Raw genomic sequence first — 21,471 nt, 5'->3', positions numbered from 1 at the left:
CCCTTGATCTTTAACCTGCCCAGCAAAGAAGTCCCCCACCCCAAAAACTTGGGTGGGGGACTTTCTCTAGGGGTGGCTGACGGGGCTCGAACCCGCGACACCCAGGATCACAACCTGGTGCTCTACCAGCTGAACTACAGCCACCATCGCCGCTGTATAAGCAGCGAGAACAACCATAGCCTACCGAGTTATTTTTACAAAAATCGCTGGTAGGCCTCGGTGGCCTGGCTTTGGGCCTCGGCGGCCTCCTCGGAGGTGGGCCCGGGCTCGGGGGCGAATACGCTGCGTCGGTAGTAGTCCAGTTCCCGCACGGACTCCACGATGTCCGCCAGTGCCCGGTGCGCCATGCCCTTTTCCGGCTGGTGGTAATAGGCGCGGGGGAACCACCGCTTGCTCAGTTCCTTGATGGTGGAGACGTCCACCATGCGGTAGTGCAGGGCGGCGTCCAGGCGCGGCATGTATTCCCTGATGAAGGTGCGGTCGGTGGCGATGGAGTTGCCCGCCAGCGGCGCGGGGTGCTCGGGGTGGCAGTGTTCCTCGATGAGAGCGAGCACGGCGTCCTCGGCCTCGCGCAGGCTCACGGTGGAGGCGCGGATCTCATTGAGCAGTCCGTTCTCGCTGTGCATGGTGGTCACGTAATCGTCCATACGGGCCAGTTCCTCCTCGGTGGCGTGAACCACCAGGTCCACCCCCTCGCCCAGGATGGTGAGGTTGGCGTCGGTGACCAGGGCCGCCACTTCCACGATCACGTGTTGGTGCGGGTCTAGGCCGGTCATTTCCAGGTCGATCCATACGAGGCGGTCGTCTTTGGCGGGCGGTGTAGCGGGAGGGGTCGCGGGCTGAGTCATGCTCACCAGGATAGGCCGTGGGGTGGGGGAGTACGGAGAGGGGAGGATAAGGCAAGGGTAACTTAGGGGAGCATGGCTACAGATCTCATCATCGTGACGGGTGCGGCGGGCGGGATCGGCGCGGCCGTCGCCAAGCAATGCGCGCAGCGCCCCGGCGTGACCCTGCTGCTGACGGACCGCGAGGAGGCCGCGTTGGACCGCGCGGCGCGTGAGGTGCAGGATTGCGCCGCCGAGGGGACGCGGGTGTGCGCCGAGCCCTGCGACCTGGCCTCCGAGGAGGCGGTGACGGCGCTGGTGGAGCGGGCCGTGCGCGATCACGGGGCCCTGCGCTACCTGATTCACGCCGCCGGGGTGTTTGTGGATCGCCCCGTGACGCAGACCAGCGCGGAGGAGTTCTCCCGCATGATGGACGTCAATGCCCACGGCACGTTCTACCTGCTGCGCGCGGCGGCTCGAGCGATGGAGCGGGAGGAGGCGGCGCATGATCGCGGGATCGTGGTGGTCGCCTCGAACGCGGCGGGCGTGCCCAGGGTGGGCATGGGGGCGTACGCGGCGTCGAAGGCCGCGGCCTCGGCGCTCACGCGCTGCCTGGGCCTGGAGCTGGCCGGGGTGGGGGTGCGCTGTAACGTGGTGTGCCCCGGCTCCACCGATACCGCCATGCAGCGGGATTTCTGGGGCAGTGACCCGGAGGCGGGGCGGCGCCGTTCGCTGGAGGGTGACCTGGGCACTCACCGCCTGGGGATTCCGCTCGGGCGCATCGCGCGGCCGGAGGACGTGGCGCACACGGTGGATTTCCTGGCCTCCGAGCGCGCCCGGCATGTGACGTTGCAGGAACTCTACGTGGACGGCGGCGCGACCCTGCACGCCTAGATTTTTGCTTATCGACGCCGCCCCTCCCGCACGCAGCGGGAAGTAAATAGGTAAGCCTTGCTATATTTTGTCCGACTCCCGTAGTGTGAGGGAACCCCGCTTTATACTTTCGTAGGGTGGGTGTGGACCGAAAGGATAAAATTTCATGGCTCTTCCCTTGCGTCGCCTCGGTGCGGTATTGATGGTTTCCGCGCTGGCGATCACCGGCTGCTCCCGCGCCTCCGATTCCGAGTCCGGCTCCTCGGCCTCCGAGGGCAGCAATGATCGCGTGGCCGCCCTCGGCCTGGGCGATTCCGATACCCTCCTGGCCCTGGGCGTGACCCCCTCGGTGGTGGCTCCCTTTGGCTCCGAGGGCGAGGTAGACCCTTCCGGCGTGGGCCCGTGGGCGAAGGACCTGCTTGGCGATGCCAAGCCCACCGTCATCTATAACACCTCGGCCGGGTTCAGCGCGGAGATCATCGAGCAGGTCACCGCCGCCGATCCCAGCAAGATCATCGCGGTGAACACCGCCATGGACGATCAGGCCGTGGAGGCCCTGGAAAAGATCGCCCCCACCACCCTGAAGCCGGAGGATGCCACCAACTGGCAGATTCCCTGGGACACTCAGGTGACCACCATCGCCGGTGCCGTGGATAAGGGCGATGAGGGCAAGGAACTCATCGAAAAGACCGAGAAGGCCTTTGAGGACTTCAAGAAGGAGCACCCGGAGGTGCAGGGCAAGACCGCCGCCATCGTGCTGCCCTATGACGGCCAGATCGGTCTGTACACCTCCGGCGACGGGCGCGGTCAGATGGTGGAGGACATGGGCTTTGAGATCCCCGACTCCCTGGAGGGTGACGGCGACACCTTCTACCGCGCCATTGCCCCGGAGAACTACGACGAACTCAATGAGGTGGATTACCTCTTTGTGTTGGATTACAACGGCTCCGCCGAGGCGCTGAAGAACGACGAGACCTTCAAGAACCTCGACGTCACGCGCGACGGCCGCGTGCGCTACCTGGACAGCGACACCGGCACCGCCATGAGCATGCCCAACCCGGTGACCATCCCGTGGGCGATTGAGAAGTTCTCCGACCAGCTGTGAGCCGTACCCTTCGACTGAGCACCCTGGGGGCCGTCATCCTGGTGGCCCTGATGGTGCTTTCTTTGCTTTTGGGCTCTCGCACCATTCCCCTCGGGGAGGTGGTGCAGGCGATCCTGGCCGGGCCAGCCGCCGTGGAGGGCACCGGCACCGAGCACGTGGTGTGGAACCTCCGGGTGCCGCGCACGGTGCTGGCGGTGGCCGTGGGGGCGTCGCTAGGCATGGCGGGCGCGTTCGCCCAGGCCTGGACGCGCAATCCCCTGGCCGATCCCGGATTCATCGGCGTGACCTCCGGGGCGGCCTTTGCGGTGGCCCTGGGTATGTTCCTGGGGTGGGGCGCGCTGGGCGGCAGAATCACCCTCGCCCTGGTGGGGGCCGCGCTGGCCTCCTTCATCGTGCTCATGGTCTCCCGCGTCTCCCTCGATCCGCTCACCGTGATTCTGGTGGGCGTGGGCGTGAGCGCGGCCCTGCAAGCGGTGACCACGGCCCTGGCACTGTCCTCGCGCGGCGTGCTCGATGGCATGCGCCAGTGGACGGTGGGCTCCACGATGGGGCGTGGCGGCGAGGATATCGCGGTGGCCTGGGGTGGCCTGCTCCTGGGTGGCCTGCTCGCCGCGCTGCTCGCGCGCCCGATGGACCTGCTCTCGATGGGGGAGGAGGCCTCCACCGCGCTGGGGGCCTCGCCCGATCGGATCCGCCTGGGCGCGGTGGCCGTGGTGGTGATTCTGGCCGGAACCGCCACCGCCGCCGTGGGGCCGATGGTGTTCGTGGGCTTCGCCGCCCCGCACATCGTGCGCACCCTACTGGGGCCGAGCCTGTCCACCACGCTATTTCCCACGGCCCTGATGGGCGGCGGGCTGGCGCTGGCGGCGGACATCATCGGCCGCCTGATCATGCGCCCCGGTGAACTGGAAATGTCCATCGTGATGGCGGTGGTGGGTGCCCCCATGATCGTCTGGGCGGTGCGCCATTATCGCTCCCTGGGGGTGGGACAATGAGTGCCTTTCACGCGGTAGAAACCGCCCAGCGCGCCCGGCGACGCCGCGGCGCCCTCACCCTCCTCGGCGCGGTGCTCGTGGCTGCGGTCTCCTACGTGCTGCTGCTCGGCTCCGGGCCGCTGCCGCTGACTCCCGCCGAGGTCATCGCGGCGCTCACCGGGGGCGGCACCTCGTCTGCTACCACCGTGGTGTGGGATATTCGCCTGCCGGTGGCCATCGCCACCGCCGTGGTGGGTGCGGCGCTGGGAATCGCCGGTGCCTGGACGCAAACGATGTCCCGTAACCCGCTGGCTTCCCCGGACATCCTGGGTGTTTCCGGGGGCGCGGCCGTGGCGGTGGTGGCCGGAACCGTGCTGGCCCGCCCCGCCTGGTCGGCGGAAATAGATACCTTCTGGTGGCGCGCGGGGCTCGCGTTGATCGGCGCGCTGGTGATCGTGGTATTACTGCTCACCCTCGGCGGCTTCGGCACCTCGCACCGGGTGGTGCTCATCGGCTTTGCGCTTTCCCTGCTCTGCCAGGCGCTCGTCTCCTACTTCATCGTGCGCGCCGATCTCTCTCACGCCGCCGACGCCCAAACATGGCTGGCGTGCTCCACCGGCTTCGTGCGCTGGGAGGCCATCGCCCCCATGTGCGCCGGACTGGTGCCCTTCTTGGCCCTGGGGCTCTGGCAGCACCGCGACGTCCCGCTGCTCGCTCACGACGACGCCCTCGCCACTTCCCTAGGGGTGCGCGTGCCGCGCGTGCGCGCCTGCCTGCTCATCGCCGCCACCGGCATCGTGGCCGTGGTGGTCTCCGTGGTGGGGCCCATCGGCTTCGTGGCGCTCATCGCGCCCCAGGTGGCCCGCCTGATCAGCGGGGCTCCCACCCCGCCGCCGTGGAACTCGGCGGCCGTGGGGGCGGCCCTGCTCCTGCTGTGCTCCGTGATCGCCACCCGGCTCCCCGTGAGCATTCCGGTGGGCCTCGTGACCTCCGCGCTGGGCGGTGTGACGCTCGTGGTCCTCGTTATTACCGCCGCCACCCGCATGAGAAAGGCCGTAGTGGGATGATTACCGTTCAAGATGTGTACGCGGGCTACCAGCCAGACCGCGATATTGTGCGCGGGGTGAGCTTGCGCGCGGAGGAGGGCAAGGTGACCACCCTGCTCGGCCCCAATGGCTGCGGCAAATCCACCCTGCTCAAAACGATGTCCCGGCTGCTGAGCCCGCGCGCGGGAGAGGTGCAGGTGGGCGGGAGCAACGTCCACGCCCTTGAGGCCAAGGCCGCCGCCCGCACCGTGGCGCTGCTCCCGCAGCACCCGGTGGCCCCGGCGGGCCTGCGCGTGGGGGAACTGGTGGCCCGTGGCCGCCACCCGCACCGTGGGTGGATCGGCGGCCCCAGCGCCGCCGACCGCGCGGCCGTGGAGGCCGCCCTGGAGCGCACCGATACCGCCGCGCTCGTGGATAGGGACGTGGCGGAACTCTCCGGCGGCCAGCGCCAGCGCGTGTGGCTGGCTCTCGCTCTGGCTCAGGAAACGCCCGTGCTTTTGCTGGACGAGCCCACCACCTACCTCGATCCCGCTCACGCGCTGGCCACCCTGCACCTGTGCCGGGAACTGGCGCGGGAGGGGCGCACCGTGGTGATGGTGCTCCACGACCTCATGCTGGCCGGGGCGTACTCGGACACAATGGTGATTATGCGCGAGGGGCAGGTGCTGGCCTCCGGCACGCCCACCGAGGCGCTCACGCCGGAGGTGATGGAGCGAGCCTATGGGCTCCGGGCCGAGGTATGGCCCGATCCTCGGGGGAACGCGCCGGTGATCGTGCCGAGGGGCGTGAGCGAGGGATAGGGTTTGGCATAGCGGGAGCGCTCTTGTTACGCGGCTTGGGAAGTTATCCCTCGGGCAGATCCCTTGCCCGCAGGAGTTGCAGCTGCTCCGAGCCCAGGAATCTCAGATCAATCCCGCTGCTGTGCACCCGATCGCCCAGCCCGGCCAGGGCGCACAGCAGGGATTGCAGGGGATCGATCCCACCGGAGGAAACGGTGATGAGGGGTTCTTTCTCGCTTAACCCCTCGATGCTCCACCGAGTAAACCAATCCCCGCCCTCCTGCGTGGGAGCCTCCATGCGCAGAACCACGGGGCGGCCGTCGGAGCGGGTGAGTTCTCTCACGATCATAGGGAACAGGGTAGTGGCAATTCCGGGGGTACGCGCGGTGGCTGCCTGGCTGATGGTTGTTGCTCCCCGGTGACCGTTCCTCGGCTGCCGGGGCGTCGGCAGCGCGGAACCCTTAGCCCATCTTTGAATAGAATTTCCCGATGAGCGGGGAGATGAGTGCCGTGGGCGTGATCGCGGACAGGGTATTCATGGCCTTGGAGAGCGGGCCGGGCACCACGCGGCGCTTATTATTTGCCAGCGCCTCCAGGGTTTCGTGGGCACAGGACTCATAGGTGGTCCACAGGAAGTCCGGCACCACCTTGTCCACGATGCTGGCCTCGGCGGGATCAATGTGCGCGTCGCGCACCGGGCCGGGGGCCAGCAGGGTGCAATGCACTCCGGTGCCCTTGAGTTCGTAATGCAGCGCCTCCGTAAAGGCATTCACGCCCGCTTTGGTGAACACGTAGGTGGCGTTATTGGGAATGGGGATATTCCCGGCCGCCGACCCCACGTTGCACAGCGCCCCTTCGTTGCGCTCGATCATGGGGCCGAGTACCGCGCGGCTCAAACGGAATACCGCCGTGGCGTTGAGGTGGAATTGGTTAGTCTCATAATCCCAGTCCTGCTTCATAAAGGGACCAAAGGAGGCAATTCCGGCGGAATTAATGGCGATGTGGATGCGCTTGGTACCGATGTGCTCGATGAGCCGGGTGACCTCATCGTCCTTGGCTAGATCGCAGGCAAAGACCTCCGCGGTGACGCGGTGGTGCGCGCTGAGTTCCTCCGCGAGGGAGGCGAGCACGGACTCGCGCCGGGCCACCAGAATGAGGTTATGGCCCCGCGCGGCGAGGTCACGGGCCAGAGCCTCACCGATTCCCTGGCTCGCGCCAGTGATGAGGGCATAGGAAGCGGGGGAGGGGGCGGGCAGAGCCATCAGGTGATCCTTGGGGTAGGGGCTTATCGACGTCCCGCCCATCGTACAAGCGGGGCGTGCGGTTTATGGGGTGATGTGGCCGAAACTGACGATGTAGAGCAGGAATGCGATCATATGGCTGAGCGGTAGGAAGAAAAAGGGCGCGGCGGCCGTGACGAGGGCCGCCGCTATCGCCGTGCCGGAACGGGCGAAGAGCGCCAGGATGAGAGCGATTCCGCCCAGGGGAAGGGTGACGATGAAGTAATCGGTGATATACCGATCACCGATGAATGCGGCGATGAGGGTGCCGAGGACGGTGAGCAAGGAGAGCGAGAGGGAGGCTTTGTTGAGGAGGGGACGGGGTATGAAGCGAGGGTATATGACGGGGCGGGACCCTTGACGCTTATCCGCTCCTGAGGGATACTGGACGGTGGTGGATCACGCCGCGATGGTCGAGGCCGTTACAAACGGCGGAGGCTTCCACGAAACCGGTGAAGAGCGCGTGAGGGTGCGGTTTTCCCGGAAAGAAAAATAATTGTATGTCAGGGGGAGAGATGAAACATGGAATTTACTGTTAAAACTGAGTGGTTTACCCGGGAAGAGGTCAAAGAGCGTCATGCCTGGCTGGAGCAGCACCTGCTGAACCTGGATTACCTCGTGGATGGGGATGGGCCTCTCAGGCGGAGAGAACTCGATGACCTCGCGGCTAGGGGAGCGCTCACGATGGCGGATCGTAGACGCTACGATAAAATGGAAGGGCTTGAATTCCTGCTGGAAGATTAAGGGGGGAGTGTGAATATTGAGGAGTATCATACTCAGATTTCTGATTTTACGAGGCTGCTGAGAGGGGTTTTAAGCGGGGTTCTTCCGGGAAACGGTGGATATTTTGATGTTTACGGTGAGGAGATCCCGTGGAAAACAAATATAGAAGCAGAATTTCCTCTCAGGTTTAACCCGCCGAGGGAGCCTTCGCGTGAGTCCGGCCTCTATGCTGCGAGGATAAGGCTGGGAATGGGGCTCAGCCGCAGCGGCGAGTACCTGGCTGTTATGCAATCGAGCTTTGCGTTGCTGGTGGGGAGCGCACCCGTGCTGCGCTTTGATTATGAAAAGGTCAAGGATTATCACCCTGCCGCTCACCTTCATATTTCCGGTTCAGGAACATGGTTGAGTCCCGCCTTGATGATTAATCGGCCCAATCAAGAGGCCCGGCAGGGAAAGCTGGAAGCGCTGCATATCCCCGTGGGTGGGCACCGATTCCGCCCTAGCGTGGAGGAATTCCTTTATTTTCTGATCCACGAGTGCGGCTTTGAGGGGAGAAGCGGGTGGCGGGATATTCTTGCCGATAGCCGTGCGCGGTGGTTGCGTATTCAGCTTGGAGCGGCGGTCCGTGATGATCCACGGGAGGCCGCGCATATTTTAAGCGATCTAGGGTATGCCGTGATTCCGCCGGAAGGTGGCCACCCGCAGATGGCCTACCATTCTGGCTGGTAAAAGCGCCTCCGGCAGGATTCGAACCCGCGACCAATGGGGTAGAAACCCACTGCTCTAATCCACTGAGCTACGGAGGCATGGCGGCTTCCAACGGAAACCGCCATCAAGATTTTAGCGCATGGCCGCGCCGGGACAAGAGGCGAGTGCCTCCTTAAAAATCCCAGTCCGATTCCTCCGTGGGTTCGGTGGCTCCGATGATGTAGCTGGAGCCGGAACCACTGAAGAAGTCGTGCGTTTCGGAGGCATCGGGAGTCAAGGCGGCGAGGATCTCCGGCTCTACGGCCTCGGCCTCCTCCTCGTAGGCGGGCGCGTAGCCTAGATTCATCAGCGCTTTGTTGGCGTTGTAGTACACAAAGGCCATCACTCCGTCGATGCCGGGGGCGGGCACGAGGTCGTAGAGTTCGGCGGAGTATTCGCGCTCCAGGTCAAGGAGGTTGGCCACGAGATTGTGGGTGAAGTCGCGCATTTCCTCCCTGCGTTGGGGGTGGGCGTCGAGCCCGCGCTGGTACTTATACCCGGAGTAGTAGCCGTGCACGGCCTTGTCGCGCAGAATGAGTCGGATCATGTCTGCGGTGTTGAGCATGACGGCGCGGGTGGAGAACCACAGCGGTAGGTAGAACCCGGCGTAGAGGAGCAGCGAGGACAGGACGGTGGCCGAGGCCTTGCGCTTGAGGGGGTCGGTGCCGTGGTAGTGGCGCAGCACGGCGGTGGCGCGGCGTTGCAGGAGGGGGTTCTGGGTGGCCCAGGTGTAGGCCTCGGTGATCTCGCGGGTGGAGCAGAGGGTGGAAAAGACGGAACTGTAGGAGCGCGCGTGTACGGATTGCATGAACGCGATGTTGGTGTACACGGCCTGTTCTTGTTCGGTGCGGGCGTCGGGAATCTGGGCGGGTTCGCCCACGGTGGCCTGCACGGTGTCGAGGAGCGTGAGCCCGGTAAAGACGCGCACGGTGAGGGTACGGTGCTCCGGGTCGAGCCCTTGCCAGGAGGGGAGGTCATTGGAGAGCGGCACCTTTTCCGGGAGCCAGAAGTTGCTGGTCAGCCGCTTCCAGACCTCGGTGTCCTTGGGGTCTTGGAGGAGGTTCCAGTTGATGGGGCGAATGGGGCCGTCCTGCGGGGTGCGCCAGCGGCTGGGCAGGAGGGAGCGTTCGATGTAGTGCATTTATGCGATCCTTTCGGTGTGGTCAGTGGGTTCGGTGAGGAGGCGTTGGACGCGGGCGACGTCGCGGGAGGTGCCCAGTAGCTCGAAGCGGTAGAGTTCCGGCACTTGGCACTTGAAGGCGATGAGCGGCCCGGCGCAGCAATAGGCGCTGCCGAAGTTGGTGTTTCCGCTGGTGATCACGCCGCGCAGGAGGCTGCGGTGGGTGGGGTCGTTGAGGAAGCGGATCACCTGCTTGGGTACGGCGCGGGTGGGGTCGCCCCCGCCGTAACTGGGAGTGATGAGGATGAAGGGGCGGGTGGGGTGAATGGGGGAGTCGCCACGGCGCAGGGGAATTCGCAGCGCCGGGTGGGCCAGTTTGTCCACGAAGCGCCGCGTGTTTTCTGAGGCGGAGGAGAAGTACACGATGTCGGGCGAGCGAGTAGCCATGTAATTGATATTAAGAGTTCAATAGGTTGAACTCCAATGGCCTGGTGGGGCCCAGGCACGGCGGGGAAGTAGGGTGGACTCCATGACGACCCCCGCCGCACCCGAAGCGCCGCGCCGGAGCCAGGCGCGCATCTCCTGGCCCCTGTACCTGCTCTTTTTCCTCGTGGCGGGTAGCGTGGGCACCGCGATTTCCTGGGGCTTCCTCGGGGAATCCCTCGCGGCGCTGGGTATCCCGGACCCCGGGCGCTTCACCACCGCAGGCCTGCCGTTCTTCCGCGCGGTGGGGTGGTTGCTGGCCTCGCTGGGGGTGGGCTCTTTCCTAGCATCTGCCTTTCTCATCGCCCCGCGCCCGGAACCGATCCTGCACGCCCGGCTGAGCGTGGACGGGCACATTGCCGCCCGCACCGGCTCGCTGAGCCTCCTGTGCTTCGGGCTCGTCGCGCTGCTGATGATTCCGCTGACGCTTTCCGACGTCTCCGGCACGCCCTTTGCTCAGACCCTGCGCCCGGAGGCCTGGGGCGTGGCGATCGGTCAGGTCTCCACCGCCCTCGCGTGGCTGTGGGTGGCGCTGATCAGCGGCGTCGTCGGTGGCCTGGGGCTGTTCTCGCATAAGTGGACGAGCCAACCCTGGCTCCTGCTGGGCGCCATTCTCACCGTGATTCCGCTGGGCATGGAGGGGCACTCCGCGGCCGGTGGCGATCACGATTACGGCACGAACTCTTACCTCTGGCACCTCATCTTCCTGGTGCTGTGGGTGGGCGGCCTCATGGCGCTGATCGCACACGGGCGTCGCTTAGGCCCGCACCTGGACGTGGCGGTGCGGCGCTATTCCACCATCGCTTTGGTCTCCGTGCTGTTCATGGCGGTCTCCGGGGTGATCAACGCCGCCATCCGCATCGAGTTCTCCGAGTGGTTCACCACCACCTACGGCCTGATCATCGTGGCCAAGACTGTGGGCGTGGTGGTGCTGGCCTTCTTTGGCTTCCTGCACCGCCAGCTCACCATCCCGCAGTTGCGCAACGACGCCACCCGTTCCGCCGTCTTCCTGCGCGTGGCCATAGCCGAGGTGGTGGTGATGGCGGCGATCACCGGCATCGCCATCACGATGGGCCGCACCCCGCCGCCCCCGCCGCGCGATCCCAACCTTTCCCCCATGGCCATCGCCATCGGCTTTGACCTGCATGAAAGCCCCACCTTCTGGAACGTATGGGGCATGTGGCGCTTTGACCTCATGTTCGGCACCATCGCCATCATGCTCGCGGTGGCCTACCTCTGGGGAGTGCTACGCCTGCGCCGAGCGGGCAAGACCTGGCCGTGGTGGCGCACCACCTGGTTCCTGCTTGGCTGCCTCATTCTGGCCGTGATGATGAGTTCCGGCATGGGGATGAACATGATGGCGCTCTTTTCCATGCACATGGTGGTGCACATGGGGCTTTCCATGGTGGTGCCGGTGTTCCTGGTGCTGGGTGCGCCGCTCACCCTCATCATGGAGGCGGTGCCGCCCGCGGACGTGGAGGCGGGGGAGGCCCCCGGCCTGCACGAGTGGGTATGGGCGCTGTGCAATAACCGCTTCATCGGGTTCATCACCGCGCCGGGCTTTAACACGGTGCAGTTCATCGTGATCTTCTACCTGCTCTATCTCACGCCGCTCTATGACGTCTTGGTTTCCGAGCACGGCGGGCACGTGGGCATGAATGTGATCTTCCTGATCTCCGGGTACCTCTACTTCTGGGACATGATCGGCCCCGATCCCGTCCCGCGCCGGGGAACTCCCGTGGCGCGGATCGGCTGGTTGATCTTCTCCATGCCGTTTCACCTGTACTTTGGCGTGTATCTCATGCAACTCACGCAGATCCTGGCGGGAGACTTTTATTCCTCGCTGGGCCTGCCCTGGGAGCCGGACCTGCTGGCGGATCAGCGCGCCGGGGGCGGGATTGCCTGGGCCTCGGGGGCCTTCCCCCTGGTGATCGTGTTCAGCGTGCTCTTTATGCAGTGGCGGCGTGAGGACGAGAAAAAGGCGCGCGATTACGATGACCGCGCAGAAGAACAGGGCGACGTAGACATGGATAGCTATAACGCCATGCTGGCCCGCATGAACGCGGGCGAGCAACCAGAGGATCAGGCCTATTACACCGAGGAGTTCGGGGAGGGGAAGAAGAGCTAGCCGGAACCGCTAGACCGCTGGCATCGCTAGACCGTTGGTGCGGTGGGCGCGTGCGGGGGAGTGGGATCTGGCCTGCTACCGGGGGCAGAACTCGGCGCGGCCCCGGCCAGCGGCAGCGCGATGCTATCCACCATCTCCTCGATGGCCCGCAGCGGCACGGAATGTGCCTGCGTGATGAGCATTTCCCGGAGCACGGAAAGAGCGGCGGTGCGGGTCATGCGGGTGGTGATGGCAAAGTCGATCTCCCCGCGCTGGGCCGCGCGCCGGTAAATCTCATCAACCACCTCAAAGCGATCCTCTGGGATCATGCTCATCAGGGGATTGGAGCCGCTGGAATCCTCCGCGCGGAAACCTGAAAGGTGCAGGCGCACCAGGGTAATCATGTTCGGGTAGGTGTTATTCACTTCGGAGAGCAGCGCGATGAGATCGCCGCGCAGGCACCCGGTATCGGGCAGGTGTAGGCGGTTCGTTTCAAAGTAGTGCCGCACGGCGTCGCGGGTGAGTTCCGCTTTGTCCGCCCAGCGGCGGTAGAGCACGGCGCGGCTCGTCTGTGCGCGGGTGGCCACGGCATCCATCGTCATGCCGGTGTATCCCGAGGCCTCTAGCTCCGCCCAGGCGGCGTTGAGCAGCGCGGATTGCAGGGTTTTCCCGTATCTTCTCACGGCCATACAGATGAACTTACAGTATTTCAAGTGTCAGATACCGCACTGTGAAAATAAAAGAGTTATCCACAACTCAGCGGCTCCCCGGTGGTGCTTATCGACGCCCCGCCCCATGCTGGTAGGTGCCAAGTACATCGACCGCGGCCCCGAGGGGTCGCAGATACCTCGGGGAGGATCATCATGGCCAACACACCCATCACCATCACGGGAAACCTCACTCAAGATCCCACGCTCAAACGCACGGAAAGCGGGGCGCTGGTGTGCCGGATACGCCTGGGCGCGGATCGCCGTGTTCCGGCCACCAATGGCACCGGCTGGACGAGCCTGGACAGCCTGTTCATCGACGTAGAAATGTGGGGCGACCTTGCCTATAACACCCGCTGCTCGGTGGCCAAGGGGATGCCGGTGATCGTCAGCGGACACCTGGTGACCACCGAGTGGACGGACCCCGCCACCGGGGAGAAGCGCTCCCGTATTCTCCTGCGGGCGCGGCACGTGGGCGTGGATCTGAGCAAATACCAGGTGCGGTGGCGCAAGTGCCGCGTGACCGCCCAGCACTCCGATAATGGCGCCCTGGTGGCCGACGATATTGATCCGACGTACCTGGACGAGGATAAGAACCCGGAGGCTTCCGTGCCGGTGGAGGAGGAGGGCTTTGCCCAGGCTCCGCAGGCCGTGCCGCTGCCGCCGGAACCGGAGGAGGAAGATCACCCGATGGCAGCCTAGGTTCGCGCGGGTAGGGTAGCCTCTCAGGTGACTGAAAATAACCACGACATGAGGGGAAACATGGGCGAGTTCATCTACACGATGAAAAACGTGCGTAAAGCCATCGGTGACAAGGTGATTTTGGATAACGTCACCATGGCTTTCTACCCAGGCGCCAAGATCGGCGTGGTGGGGCCTAACGGTGCCGGTAAGTCCTCGATTCTGAAGATCATGGCGGGCCTGGATCAGCCCTCCAACGGCGAGGCCTTCCTCGACCCGGGCGCCACGGTGGGAATCCTCCTCCAGGAGCCGCCCCTGAATGAGGACAAGACCGTCCGCGAGAACGTAGAGGAGGGCCTGGGCGAGATCTTTGAGATCAAGAAGCGCTACGAGGCCATCGCGGAGGAAATGGCCACCAACTACACCGATGAGCTCATGGAGGAGATGACCACCCTCCAGGACAAGATCGACGCCGCCGATGCCTGGGAGATGGACTCCAAGATCGAGCAGGCGATGGAGGCCCTGCGCTGCCCGCCCGGTGACGAGCCGGTAACCCACCTCTCCGGTGGTGAGCGCCGCCGCGTGGCCCTGGCCAAGTTGCTGCTTTCCGAGCCGGACCTGCTGCTGCTCGACGAGCCCACCAACCACCTGGACGCGGAGAGCGTGCAGTGGCTGGAAAAGCACTTGCAGGATTACAAGGGTGCGGTGCTCGCCGTGACCCACGACCGCTACTTCCTCGATCATGTGGCCGGCTGGATCTGCGAGGTGGATCGCGGCAAGCTCTACCCCTATGAGGGCAATTACTCCACCTACCTGGACACCAAGGCCCAGCGCCTGGAGGTGGCCGGTAAGAAGGACGCCAAGCTGCGCAAGCGCCTGAAGGACGAGCTGGAGTGGGTACGCTCCGGTGCTAAGGCCCGCCAGGCCAAGAACAAGGCTCGCCTGGAGCGCTACGAGGAGATGGCCGCCGAGGCGGAGAAGTACAAGAAGCTGGACTTTGAGGAGATCCAGATTCCCACCCCGCCGCGCCTGGGTAACAAGGTGGTGGAGGCCAATGACCTGGTGAAGGGCTTTGACGGCCGCACCCTGATCAAGGACCTCTCCTTCACCCTGCCCCGCAACGGCATCGTGGGTGTGATCGGCCCCAACGGTGTGGGTAAGACCACCCTGTTCAAGACCATCGTGGGGCTGGAATCCCCCGATGATGGCTCGGTGGACGTGGGCGAGACCGTGCAGTTGAGCTACGTGGATCAGAACCGCGAGAACATCGACCCCGAGCAGACTGTGTGGCAGGTGGTCTCCGATGGCCTGGATTACATCCAGGTGGGCCAGAATGAAATGCCCTCCCGCGCCTACCTCTCCGCCTTTGGTTTCAAGGGCCCGGATCAGCAAAAGCCCTCCAAGGTGCTCTCCGGTGGTGAGCGCAACCGTCTGAACCTCGCGCTCACGCTCAAGCAGGGCGGAAACTTGATCCTGCTCGATGAGCCCACCAACGACCTCGACGTGGAAACCCTGGGTTCCTTGGAAAACGCGCTGACCAAGTTCCCCGGCTGCGCCGTGGTGATCTCCCACGATCGCTGGTTCCTGGATCGCACCTGCACCCACATCCTGGCCTGGGAGGGCAATGTGGCCGAGGGGCAATGGTTCTGGTTCGAGGGTAACTTCGAGGATTACGAGAAGAACAAGATCCAGCGCCTGGGCGCGGATGCCGCGCGCCCCTCGCGCGTGACGCATCGCAAGCTCAGTCGCTAAGGCTCAAGGAGAAACCCCACGACGATGAGCGCGGAGCAGACGGAACAAGCGGGTGCGGTGCACCAGGCCTACGTGGAACTGCGGTGGTCTGACTTTGACCGCTTTGGGCACATGAATAATGCCCAGTACGTGGAGATCGTGCAGGAATCCAGGGTGCAGTTCAGCCTGGATAACTTCGTGTCCCGTGGTCTGCCCGCGCCGATGTTCGTGGTGCGCCACCTGGAGGCGGATTACCGCATTCCCATCGTTCCGGGGCGCTCCAAAAAGGTGCTGGTGGAGAGCACCGTGATCAAGGTGGGGCGTTCCTCCTTTAACACCCGCCAGGAAATCAAGGATGAGAAGGGGCGCACGGCCTGCGTGATTCACTGCGTGCAGGTGGCCCTGGATCAGGAGACTCTGCAACCCAGGGAGATCACCTCGGAGGAAGTGGAGATCCTCACCATGAGGAAGGCCGCAACGGCACCGCAACCATGAGAGAGTCGCTCCACATTCGCGCCGGTGCCCCGGGCCTGGAATCCCTCCTGGCCCGGGCAACGGGCCTGGACGCCTCCGCGCTGGCGCGATTGCGATCTACTCCCGATGGCACCCACGTGGATGTATTTGTGACCACCCCCTTTGAGGTGGTGGCCACGCGCCGGGTGGAGGGGGAGGCCTCCCGGGAGGGCTCGGTGGTGAGCGCCCACGATCTCTATAACGCGGTGGCGGCGCAGACGAGCGCCCAGGACATCGGGGTGGCGCGCGATCCCAATTGGCCGGGTGCCTTGCCTCCGGCGGAGGGGTTCCAGCTCCTCGATGAGGTGCCGGTTTCCGTGGTTCGGGGCCTGGCGGATCAGGGGCAGGCCCTGGCCCGGCAGTTCTCCGGGCCGTTGGGTCCCCCGGCGAGCCTGCTTAATCAGGCCGTTCTAGAGGTCAGCGGGGAGAGCGGCAGCGTGGAGGTGCCCATGCGCATGATCTTTACCTGCACGGCCCTGGGGCTCATTCCGGGTTTTGCCGCGCCCATGGAGGTGCCGCGTCACCTGCGGGTATCGGCACTGGGCCGGTGGGTGCGGGTGGACGCCCCCTTTGGCACGGTGTATCACTCCACGCGGCTTTCGCTGTTCTAGGGGTTAGTCCGGCCGATTAATCAGCATGGCCGCCACCCGCGTCATGTGATCCCACAGTGCGTGCCGGTAGGCGGGCGGGAGTTCTTGTTCGTCGAGTTCGTCCAGGGAGGCCTCCATGAGGTCCAGCCAGCGCTGGGCGGCCGCGCGATCAATGGGAAAGGGCATGTGCCGCATGCGCAGGCGCGGGTGCCCGCGCTGGGCCTGGTAATCGGCCGGGCCGCCCCAGTATTGGGCGAGGAACATGCGCAGCCGGGCCTCGGCACCCTCCCAATCGTCCTGTGGATACATGGGGCCGAGGATGTCGTCGGTACGCACGCGGCGATAAAAACCGGCGACGAGGCGCTCGAACACCTCGCCGCCGAGGGCGTCGTACAGGCTGCTGGGAGACGTCATGGCCTCCCATTGTAGGGGCGTTAGGCCTCCTGATCGGAGCCGGGACGGGTAATGCCGATGCCGTGGGGGTAGGGCACCGTGATGTTGTTTTCCCGCATTGCGTCCAGGATGCGGCCCTGCACCAGGCGCTGCACGTCCCACTGCATGCCGGGCATGGTCTTGATGGAAATGCGGTAGGAGAGGTGATCCACCTCGAAGTCGGATACGCCCTTCATCTCGGGCTCGTCGAGCACCCAATCCCTGGTGGTGGGGTCGGCGCAGGCTTCTTCGGTGGCCCTTTGAATGACCTCCCAGGCCTTGGTGGAATCGTTGGAGAGGCCCACCGGAACCTGAATGCGGGCGATGGCGTACTCGTCGGAGAAGTTACCCACGCGCAGGATCTCGCCGTTGCGCACGTACCAGAGGGTGCCGTCGATGTCCCGAATGGTGGTCAGGCGCAGGGAGATGTCCTCCACGTCACCGATGATGCCCTCGCCGACGTCGATGGTATCGCCCACGCCGTACTGATCCTCCAGCAGCATGAAGATGCCGGAGAGGAAGTCCTTGACCAGGGACTGCGCGCCAAAACCAATGGCCACACCGATCACACCGGCCGAGGCGATCAGTGGGGCGATGTTCACGCCCAGAGTGTCCAGAATGGAGAGGACGGCGAATACCCACACCACGATCGCCACGGCGGATTTGCCCACCTGGGCGAGGGTTTTCACGCGGGACTGGCGGCGCTTTTCCTGCACCTTATTCATGGCGGCCACCCGCGCGGGCACCTCCTCCGGCTGTTCCGCGCGGGTCTTGCGGCCCAGGCGGTTCAGCGGGGCGGAGTTATTCATGTTGTGCTGGGCAAACTTATCGATGAGCCTGCGCAGCACCCAGTGCGCCACCACCGCCACCAGCAGCGTGATGCCGATGGAGATGGGATTATCAATGAGCCAGGTGCGGGCGAGTTCGCTGTCCCACCAGTTGCTCACGGTTTCCACCGTCTGCTGAGCGGTTTCGGCGCCGGGTAGGGGTTCTTTGGTTGCGGCAAGTGTCAGTTCGTTGAACATATGCCCACCAGCCTAGCGAGGCTGGCCCGCAGGTGCCGGTGCTGTGCAATAAAGTATGCGCGATCTGAACAGCTTGGTCTACCATGTGCTCTTAAAACCACAGGAGGGATCGCCCGCTATGAGCAACCACACCAGCCGCGCCGACGCCGGAACCGCCGCCCGCCTCGCTCAGGGAGCCGCTGCTACTCAGGAACCCCGAGGCTTTGCCACCACCGCCATTCACGGCGGCTACCGGCCCGATACCCACACCGGGGCGATCAACGTGCCCATCTACGCCTCCACCACCTTTGCCCAGGATGACGTGGCCACCCTGCGCGGAGGCTACGAATACTCCCGCGTGGGCAACCCCACCGTCACGGCCCTAGAAAACGTGGTGGCCGCGCTTGAGGGCGGCGCGTATGGCCGTGCCTTTGCCTCCGGCATGGCCGCCACCGACACCGTGATCCGCGCCCTGCTGCGCCCCGGTGACCACCTCATCCTCGGCAACGACGCCTACGGCGGCACCTTCCGGCTCATCGACACCTCCCTGAAGGACTGGGGCGTGCAGCACACGGTGGTGGACATGACCGACCCTGAGCAGGTGCGCGCCGCCCTGCGGGACAACACCCGCCTGGTGTGGGTGGAAAGCCCCACCAACCCGCTGCTGAGTATCACCGACATCGCCGCCGTGGCCCAGGCTATCGACGCCCACCCCGCCCGCCTGGTGGTGGACAACACCTTTGCCAGCCCCTACCTCCAACGCCCGCTGGAACTGGGCGCGGACGCGGTGCTGCACTCCACCACCAAGTACATCGGCGGGCACTCCGATGTGGTGGGCGGGGTGGTGGTGACCAACGACGCCGACCTGGATTCCGAGTTGCTATTCCTCCAGGGAGGGGTGGGGGCCGTGCCCAGCGCCTTCGACGCCTACCTGGCCTACCGAGGGGTGAAAACCCTCCCGCTGCGCATGGAGAAGCACTGCGCCAACGCGCTCGCGGTGGCACGGTTGCTTAAGGAAAGCCCCAAGGTCTCCCAGGTGCTCTTCCCTGGATTGCCGGATCACCCAGGATACGAGGTGGCGCAGCGGCAAATGCGCGGGCCGGGCGGCATGATCTCCGTGCGCTTTGCCGGAGGGCGCGAGGCCGCGCTGGCGTTCTGCCGGGCCACGCGGCTGATCTGTTTGGCGGAATCGCTGGGCGGGGTGGAGTCTCTGTTGGAGCACCCGGCCACCATGACGCACCAGTCCGCCGCCGGTTCCCAGTTGGAGGTGCCGGACGATCTGGTGCGCATTTCCATCGGGATCGAGGACGAGGCGGATCTGTTGGCGGACGTGGAGAGGGCGTTGGGGGAGGTATGAGGTTGCACTGGTATGAGAAAATGTCTAACTTTGAAGAAAGGTGCTTGTAGATAGGGAGGGCAAGATCATGAGCGCTGTACGGAGTGGAAAAGGGCTTCTTTTCTGTGAGGGAGCAACAAGGGAAAATATGTTTGGTTCACAGAAAACCTCTGCGGAAGCTGCGGCTCTGGTTGAGATTCGTCAAGCGGTATGTGAGCAGCGTCCGCTTTCCAGTGTGGAGGCTATACCTCATGTGCTCACCGCCGCGATGGCGTCGGAGATTCTGGGTATCTCGCAGCTTGCGGTGATGGAATACGTGGCCGACGGGCGCATTTCTGTGAGCAGGCTGGGGGAACATTCACGATTGCTCGCCTCGGATGTGGTGACTCTGAGGGAAGAACGAGTGGAACAGGCAGTGCAGGCGGTGTTCGACCTGATGGACTTGGAACGAGAGTTGGAAGCGCAAGAGGCGGCTTTCGGGAATTAGATATCTTTCGGGGAGGGGGACATGGAAACGCGAGTTTTGCCAGATTCTAATATCTGGGCATCGGCTACCTTACACAGTTGGTTTGCGCTGATTGCAGCGCAATCACAAAATATGTGGTCGTTTTATTGGACGGAAGACATCATGGCTGAGGCGGTGAGGGCGCGTCGCCGTAGATTTCCCCGGTCGTCTAGTAAACAGATCGAAGATCTTCGAGATAGGCTTCTTCCTATCCTGGAAGAGAATAGGATATCCAACTATCCGCATGATGATTCTGTGTGGGAATATCCTGACCCTGGGGATGCCCATGTCCATTCCGCTGCTGTGTTTGCCGGAATCCATGAGATTGTTACCAATAATGTTGATGATTTTCGGGGAATCTACTCTGATCGCGTACTTCCATCCTACGTTGTTTATACGGCAGATGAGTGGTTGATGAAGGCTGTGGAATGTGCTTCAGCTCTAGTGGATAAAGTAATACTGGATCAGTGCTCATATTGGGAGCGTGTGGGAAGGCGTGCTGATCTTCAAGTCAGGCTTTCTGCCGCTGGGTGCCCAGAATTCTCTTACTATGTGGGAGAAAGATTGCAGTATCTCACCCCACTTCCCCTAGAAACGCCGCCGTATTCTGAGCATTCGCCTGAGTGAGGCGCGCGGCCCCGGGAACCCAGCGGCGAAATACCAGGAGGCCGCCGTAAGGTCGGACCATCGCGGCACCGAGTTTGAGGTAAAGGATAAAGGAACAGGCCAGGGCGGTGGCAATGCTGACTACCGCCACCCACTCGGAATCGGAGAGCGTAAAGGCGAAGAGAAAGCCCGTCATAATGCCGGGGAACCAGAAGAGATGTCTGGCCAGGGCCTCGCGGAGGGAAGAGGGTTGTTTACCAGGGATATGCGCTAGCCGGAAAATGGGGCCGATGGGGGAGCGGGGTGCGTACAGAAGAAGATTGCCTTGGCGGAGCCCCAGGGCAAACTCAATCCATAGTGCGCAGAGGATTCCCATGACGGCGATAAGCACACCGAGGACGCAAAATACCACCGCCCAGAAAGTGCCATATTTCCATCCCCGGCCGGTGAGGATATAGAGCACGGATACCAGCGCCGCGTACCCGAGAACCACTGCAATGATGAGCCATCGGGATATTTTCTGTGGCGCGGTCTGATCGCGCTCACCCGCCTGTAACACAGCCTGCATATCGCCGCCATGCTGGGTTTTAATGGCGGAGGCAAGTTCCGCCGTGGCTCCCTTGCGGCGCAGGTTATCCAGGGTATCGGCCTGGTACATGATGGTGGCCGCCACGGAACCGAGAATGAGGAGGAACCAGCAAACTCCCAGCCGGATATTCACCTCGGCCAGGCTGTAATCGCTGCTCCGCGCGGGGGTGAACCACCAGAGCAGGGCCAGGACGGTGAGGAAGGCGTGCGCGATGGGGAGAACGCAGGCGATGAAAAGGGTGAGTTGGCTGCGGAGGTCGATGGTATCCACGTCGTCGATATGCGTGGCCTTGCCCTCACTATCGGTGATGGTCAGGGTGCGGTGGGTGCGGCCCTGGAATCGAGTACCGCGTAGGGAAATGGAGGACGCGATGAGCAGGGAGACGGTAAAGGTGAGAATAATGCCCGCCCAGGCGGGATCGGCCGCATTATAAAAGAGGCGGCTATTGGCTACCTCGGCGGTTTGCACGATGGGCTTATCGGTGGGTTGCAGGCCGATGAGCAGGGCGAGCAGAAAGACGATCAGCGAGGGGCCGAGGGAAAGCAGCGCCGCGTACCACCAGAGGTTGCGGCCGCGTTCCTTGATCCGGAGATAAGCGGTGGCCTCCGCGGGGGTCATGCCCGCGTGATCGCTCAACGTTTGCTTGATGCTCACGGGATAAGGATAGACCTATGCCCCGGCGAGAATACCCACCAGTCAGACTGGTCGATAGCGCT

At 64.0% G+C, this 21,471-nt stretch carries 25 protein-coding genes and 2 tRNA genes; 15 read left to right on the top strand and 12 right to left on the bottom strand.

Features of this window, described 5'->3' with window-relative positions; translation table 11 throughout:
- Positions 1-71 precede the first annotated feature (71 nt).
- Together OLW90_RS08835 and orn are read right to left on the bottom strand one after the other, a co-directional pair.
- Positions 72-144: transfer RNA gene (locus OLW90_RS08835), tRNA-His, on the bottom strand.
- A gap of 50 nt (positions 145-194) precedes the next feature.
- A complete protein-coding gene (gene orn, locus OLW90_RS08830) occupies positions 195-848 on the bottom strand; it encodes an oligoribonuclease (RefSeq protein WP_319649727.1) in 654 nt (217 codons plus the stop codon).
- Between the two features lie 72 nt (positions 849-920).
- Here orn and OLW90_RS08825 point away from each other — a divergent pair, with 72 nt between their 5' ends.
- From OLW90_RS08825 to OLW90_RS08805, 5 genes are all read left to right on the top strand, one after another.
- Positions 921-1,718: an SDR family oxidoreductase gene (locus tag OLW90_RS08825; RefSeq protein ID WP_319649725.1), complete on the top strand. Its 798-nt coding sequence runs from the start codon at positions 921-923 to the stop codon at positions 1,716-1,718.
- A 145-nt stretch (positions 1,719-1,863) separates the two neighbouring features.
- The gene (locus tag OLW90_RS08820) at positions 1,864-2,802 is read left to right on the top strand and encodes an ABC transporter substrate-binding protein (protein WP_319649724.1); all 939 of its coding nucleotides are present in this window, start codon (positions 1,864-1,866) and stop codon (positions 2,800-2,802) included.
- The gene (locus OLW90_RS08815) at positions 2,799-3,797 is read left to right on the top strand and encodes an iron ABC transporter permease (protein WP_319649723.1); all 999 of its coding nucleotides are present in this window, start codon (positions 2,799-2,801) and stop codon (positions 3,795-3,797) included. The genes OLW90_RS08820 and OLW90_RS08815 overlap by 4 nt, the downstream gene beginning before the upstream one ends.
- The gene (locus tag OLW90_RS08810; protein WP_319649722.1) at positions 3,794-4,843 is read left to right on the top strand and encodes an iron ABC transporter permease; all 1,050 of its coding nucleotides are present in this window, start codon (positions 3,794-3,796) and stop codon (positions 4,841-4,843) included. Before OLW90_RS08815 ends, OLW90_RS08810 begins: the two co-directional genes overlap by 4 nt.
- On the top strand, positions 4,840-5,622 hold the full coding sequence (locus OLW90_RS08805) for an ABC transporter ATP-binding protein (RefSeq protein ID WP_319649721.1): 783 nt from the start codon (positions 4,840-4,842) through the stop codon (positions 5,620-5,622). The genes OLW90_RS08810 and OLW90_RS08805 overlap by 4 nt, the downstream gene beginning before the upstream one ends.
- 43 nt (positions 5,623-5,665) lie before the next feature.
- Here OLW90_RS08805 and OLW90_RS08800 read toward each other — a convergent pair whose 3' ends face one another.
- The 3 genes from OLW90_RS08800 to OLW90_RS08790 all read right to left on the bottom strand — a co-directional run bounded on the left by OLW90_RS08800 (position 5,666) and on the right by OLW90_RS08790 (position 7,166).
- Positions 5,666-5,950, bottom strand: coding sequence for a DUF6968 family protein (locus OLW90_RS08800; RefSeq protein ID WP_319649720.1), 285 nt, complete (start codon positions 5,948-5,950; stop codon positions 5,666-5,668).
- Positions 5,951-6,062: 112 nt separating this feature from the next.
- Positions 6,063-6,863, bottom strand: coding sequence for a mycolate reductase (gene cmrA, locus OLW90_RS08795; RefSeq protein WP_319649719.1), 801 nt, complete (start codon positions 6,861-6,863; stop codon positions 6,063-6,065).
- A 63-nt stretch (positions 6,864-6,926) separates the two neighbouring features.
- Complete coding sequence (locus OLW90_RS08790) at positions 6,927-7,166, bottom strand: hypothetical protein (RefSeq protein ID WP_319649718.1); 240 nt, start codon at positions 7,164-7,166, stop codon at positions 6,927-6,929.
- Between the two features lie 237 nt (positions 7,167-7,403).
- Between OLW90_RS08790 and OLW90_RS08785 the strand changes: the two genes are divergently transcribed.
- Positions 7,404-7,625 carry a hypothetical protein gene (locus tag OLW90_RS08785; protein WP_319649717.1) on the top strand — a complete coding sequence of 74 codons (222 nt, stop codon included), beginning with the start codon at positions 7,404-7,406 and terminating at the stop codon, positions 7,623-7,625.
- A 9-nt stretch (positions 7,626-7,634) separates the two neighbouring features.
- Positions 7,635-8,333, top strand: coding sequence for a hypothetical protein (locus OLW90_RS08780; protein ID WP_319649716.1), 699 nt, complete (start codon positions 7,635-7,637; stop codon positions 8,331-8,333).
- 3 nt (positions 8,334-8,336) lie between these two features.
- On the opposite strand, the gene OLW90_RS08775 is transcribed toward OLW90_RS08780, so the two are convergent.
- The 3 genes from OLW90_RS08775 to nrdI form a co-directional block, all read right to left on the bottom strand.
- Positions 8,337-8,410: transfer RNA gene (locus OLW90_RS08775), tRNA-Arg, on the bottom strand.
- A gap of 74 nt (positions 8,411-8,484) precedes the next feature.
- Entirely contained in the window at positions 8,485-9,492 is a 1,008-nt protein-coding gene (gene nrdF / locus OLW90_RS08770) for a class 1b ribonucleoside-diphosphate reductase subunit beta (protein WP_319649715.1), read from the bottom strand.
- Entirely contained in the window at positions 9,493-9,918 is a 426-nt protein-coding gene (nrdI, locus tag OLW90_RS08765; protein ID WP_319649714.1) for a class Ib ribonucleoside-diphosphate reductase assembly flavoprotein NrdI, read from the bottom strand.
- Positions 9,919-10,000: 82 nt separating this feature from the next.
- Here nrdI and OLW90_RS08760 point away from each other — a divergent pair, with 82 nt between their 5' ends.
- Positions 10,001-12,082 (top strand): cytochrome c oxidase assembly protein, encoded by a 2,082-nt coding sequence (locus OLW90_RS08760; RefSeq protein WP_319649713.1) that lies wholly within the window; start codon positions 10,001-10,003, stop codon positions 12,080-12,082.
- Positions 12,083-12,108: 26 nt separating this feature from the next.
- Here the strand turns inward: OLW90_RS08760 and OLW90_RS08755 are convergent, their stop codons facing one another.
- Positions 12,109-12,750, bottom strand: coding sequence for a TetR-like C-terminal domain-containing protein (locus OLW90_RS08755; protein ID WP_319649712.1), 642 nt, complete (start codon positions 12,748-12,750; stop codon positions 12,109-12,111).
- A gap of 174 nt (positions 12,751-12,924) precedes the next feature.
- Between OLW90_RS08755 and OLW90_RS08750 the strand changes: the two genes are divergently transcribed.
- From OLW90_RS08750 to OLW90_RS08735, 4 genes are read left to right on the top strand one after another with little or no spacing between them, the layout of a single operon-like run.
- Positions 12,925-13,470: a single-stranded DNA-binding protein gene (locus OLW90_RS08750; RefSeq protein ID WP_319649710.1), complete on the top strand. Its 546-nt coding sequence runs from the start codon at positions 12,925-12,927 to the stop codon at positions 13,468-13,470.
- 60 nt (positions 13,471-13,530) lie between these two features.
- A complete protein-coding gene (gene ettA, locus OLW90_RS08745) occupies positions 13,531-15,201 on the top strand; it encodes an energy-dependent translational throttle protein EttA (RefSeq protein ID WP_319651864.1) in 1,671 nt (556 codons plus the stop codon).
- Positions 15,202-15,225: 24 nt separating this feature from the next.
- A complete protein-coding gene (locus tag OLW90_RS08740; protein WP_319649709.1) occupies positions 15,226-15,675 on the top strand; it encodes an acyl-CoA thioesterase in 450 nt (149 codons plus the stop codon).
- Positions 15,672-16,304: a hypothetical protein gene (locus OLW90_RS08735; protein WP_319649708.1), complete on the top strand. Its 633-nt coding sequence runs from the start codon at positions 15,672-15,674 to the stop codon at positions 16,302-16,304. The genes OLW90_RS08740 and OLW90_RS08735 overlap by 4 nt, the downstream gene beginning before the upstream one ends.
- Before the next feature lie 3 nt (positions 16,305-16,307).
- On the opposite strand, the gene OLW90_RS08730 is transcribed toward OLW90_RS08735, so the two are convergent.
- The gene (locus OLW90_RS08730) at positions 16,308-16,697 is read right to left on the bottom strand and encodes a globin (protein WP_319649707.1); all 390 of its coding nucleotides are present in this window, start codon (positions 16,695-16,697) and stop codon (positions 16,308-16,310) included.
- Positions 16,698-16,717: 20 nt separating this feature from the next.
- Positions 16,718-17,740, bottom strand: coding sequence for a mechanosensitive ion channel family protein (locus OLW90_RS08725; RefSeq protein WP_319649706.1), 1,023 nt, complete (start codon positions 17,738-17,740; stop codon positions 16,718-16,720).
- A gap of 118 nt (positions 17,741-17,858) precedes the next feature.
- Here OLW90_RS08725 and OLW90_RS08720 point away from each other — a divergent pair, with 118 nt between their 5' ends.
- From OLW90_RS08720 to OLW90_RS08710, 3 genes are all read left to right on the top strand, one after another.
- On the top strand, positions 17,859-19,076 hold the full coding sequence (locus OLW90_RS08720) for a cystathionine gamma-synthase (protein WP_319649705.1): 1,218 nt from the start codon (positions 17,859-17,861) through the stop codon (positions 19,074-19,076).
- A 127-nt stretch (positions 19,077-19,203) separates the two neighbouring features.
- Positions 19,204-19,542, top strand: coding sequence for a hypothetical protein (locus OLW90_RS08715; protein WP_319649704.1), 339 nt, complete (start codon positions 19,204-19,206; stop codon positions 19,540-19,542).
- A gap of 21 nt (positions 19,543-19,563) precedes the next feature.
- A complete protein-coding gene (locus tag OLW90_RS08710) occupies positions 19,564-20,187 on the top strand; it encodes a PIN domain-containing protein (protein ID WP_319649703.1) in 624 nt (207 codons plus the stop codon).
- On the opposite strand, the gene OLW90_RS08705 is transcribed toward OLW90_RS08710, so the two are convergent.
- A complete protein-coding gene (locus OLW90_RS08705; protein ID WP_319649702.1) occupies positions 20,135-21,409 on the bottom strand; it encodes a hypothetical protein in 1,275 nt (424 codons plus the stop codon). The two genes, OLW90_RS08710 and OLW90_RS08705, sit on opposite strands and share 53 nt — an antisense overlap.
- Positions 21,410-21,471 lie beyond the last annotated feature (62 nt).

It is taken from the genome of Corynebacterium sp. 21KM1197, assembly GCF_033783015.1.
Classification (GTDB): domain Bacteria; phylum Actinomycetota; class Actinomycetes; order Mycobacteriales; family Mycobacteriaceae; genus Corynebacterium.
Note: the sequence above shows the minus strand (reverse complement) of the source record. Positions and strands in the feature narration are given on the sequence as shown.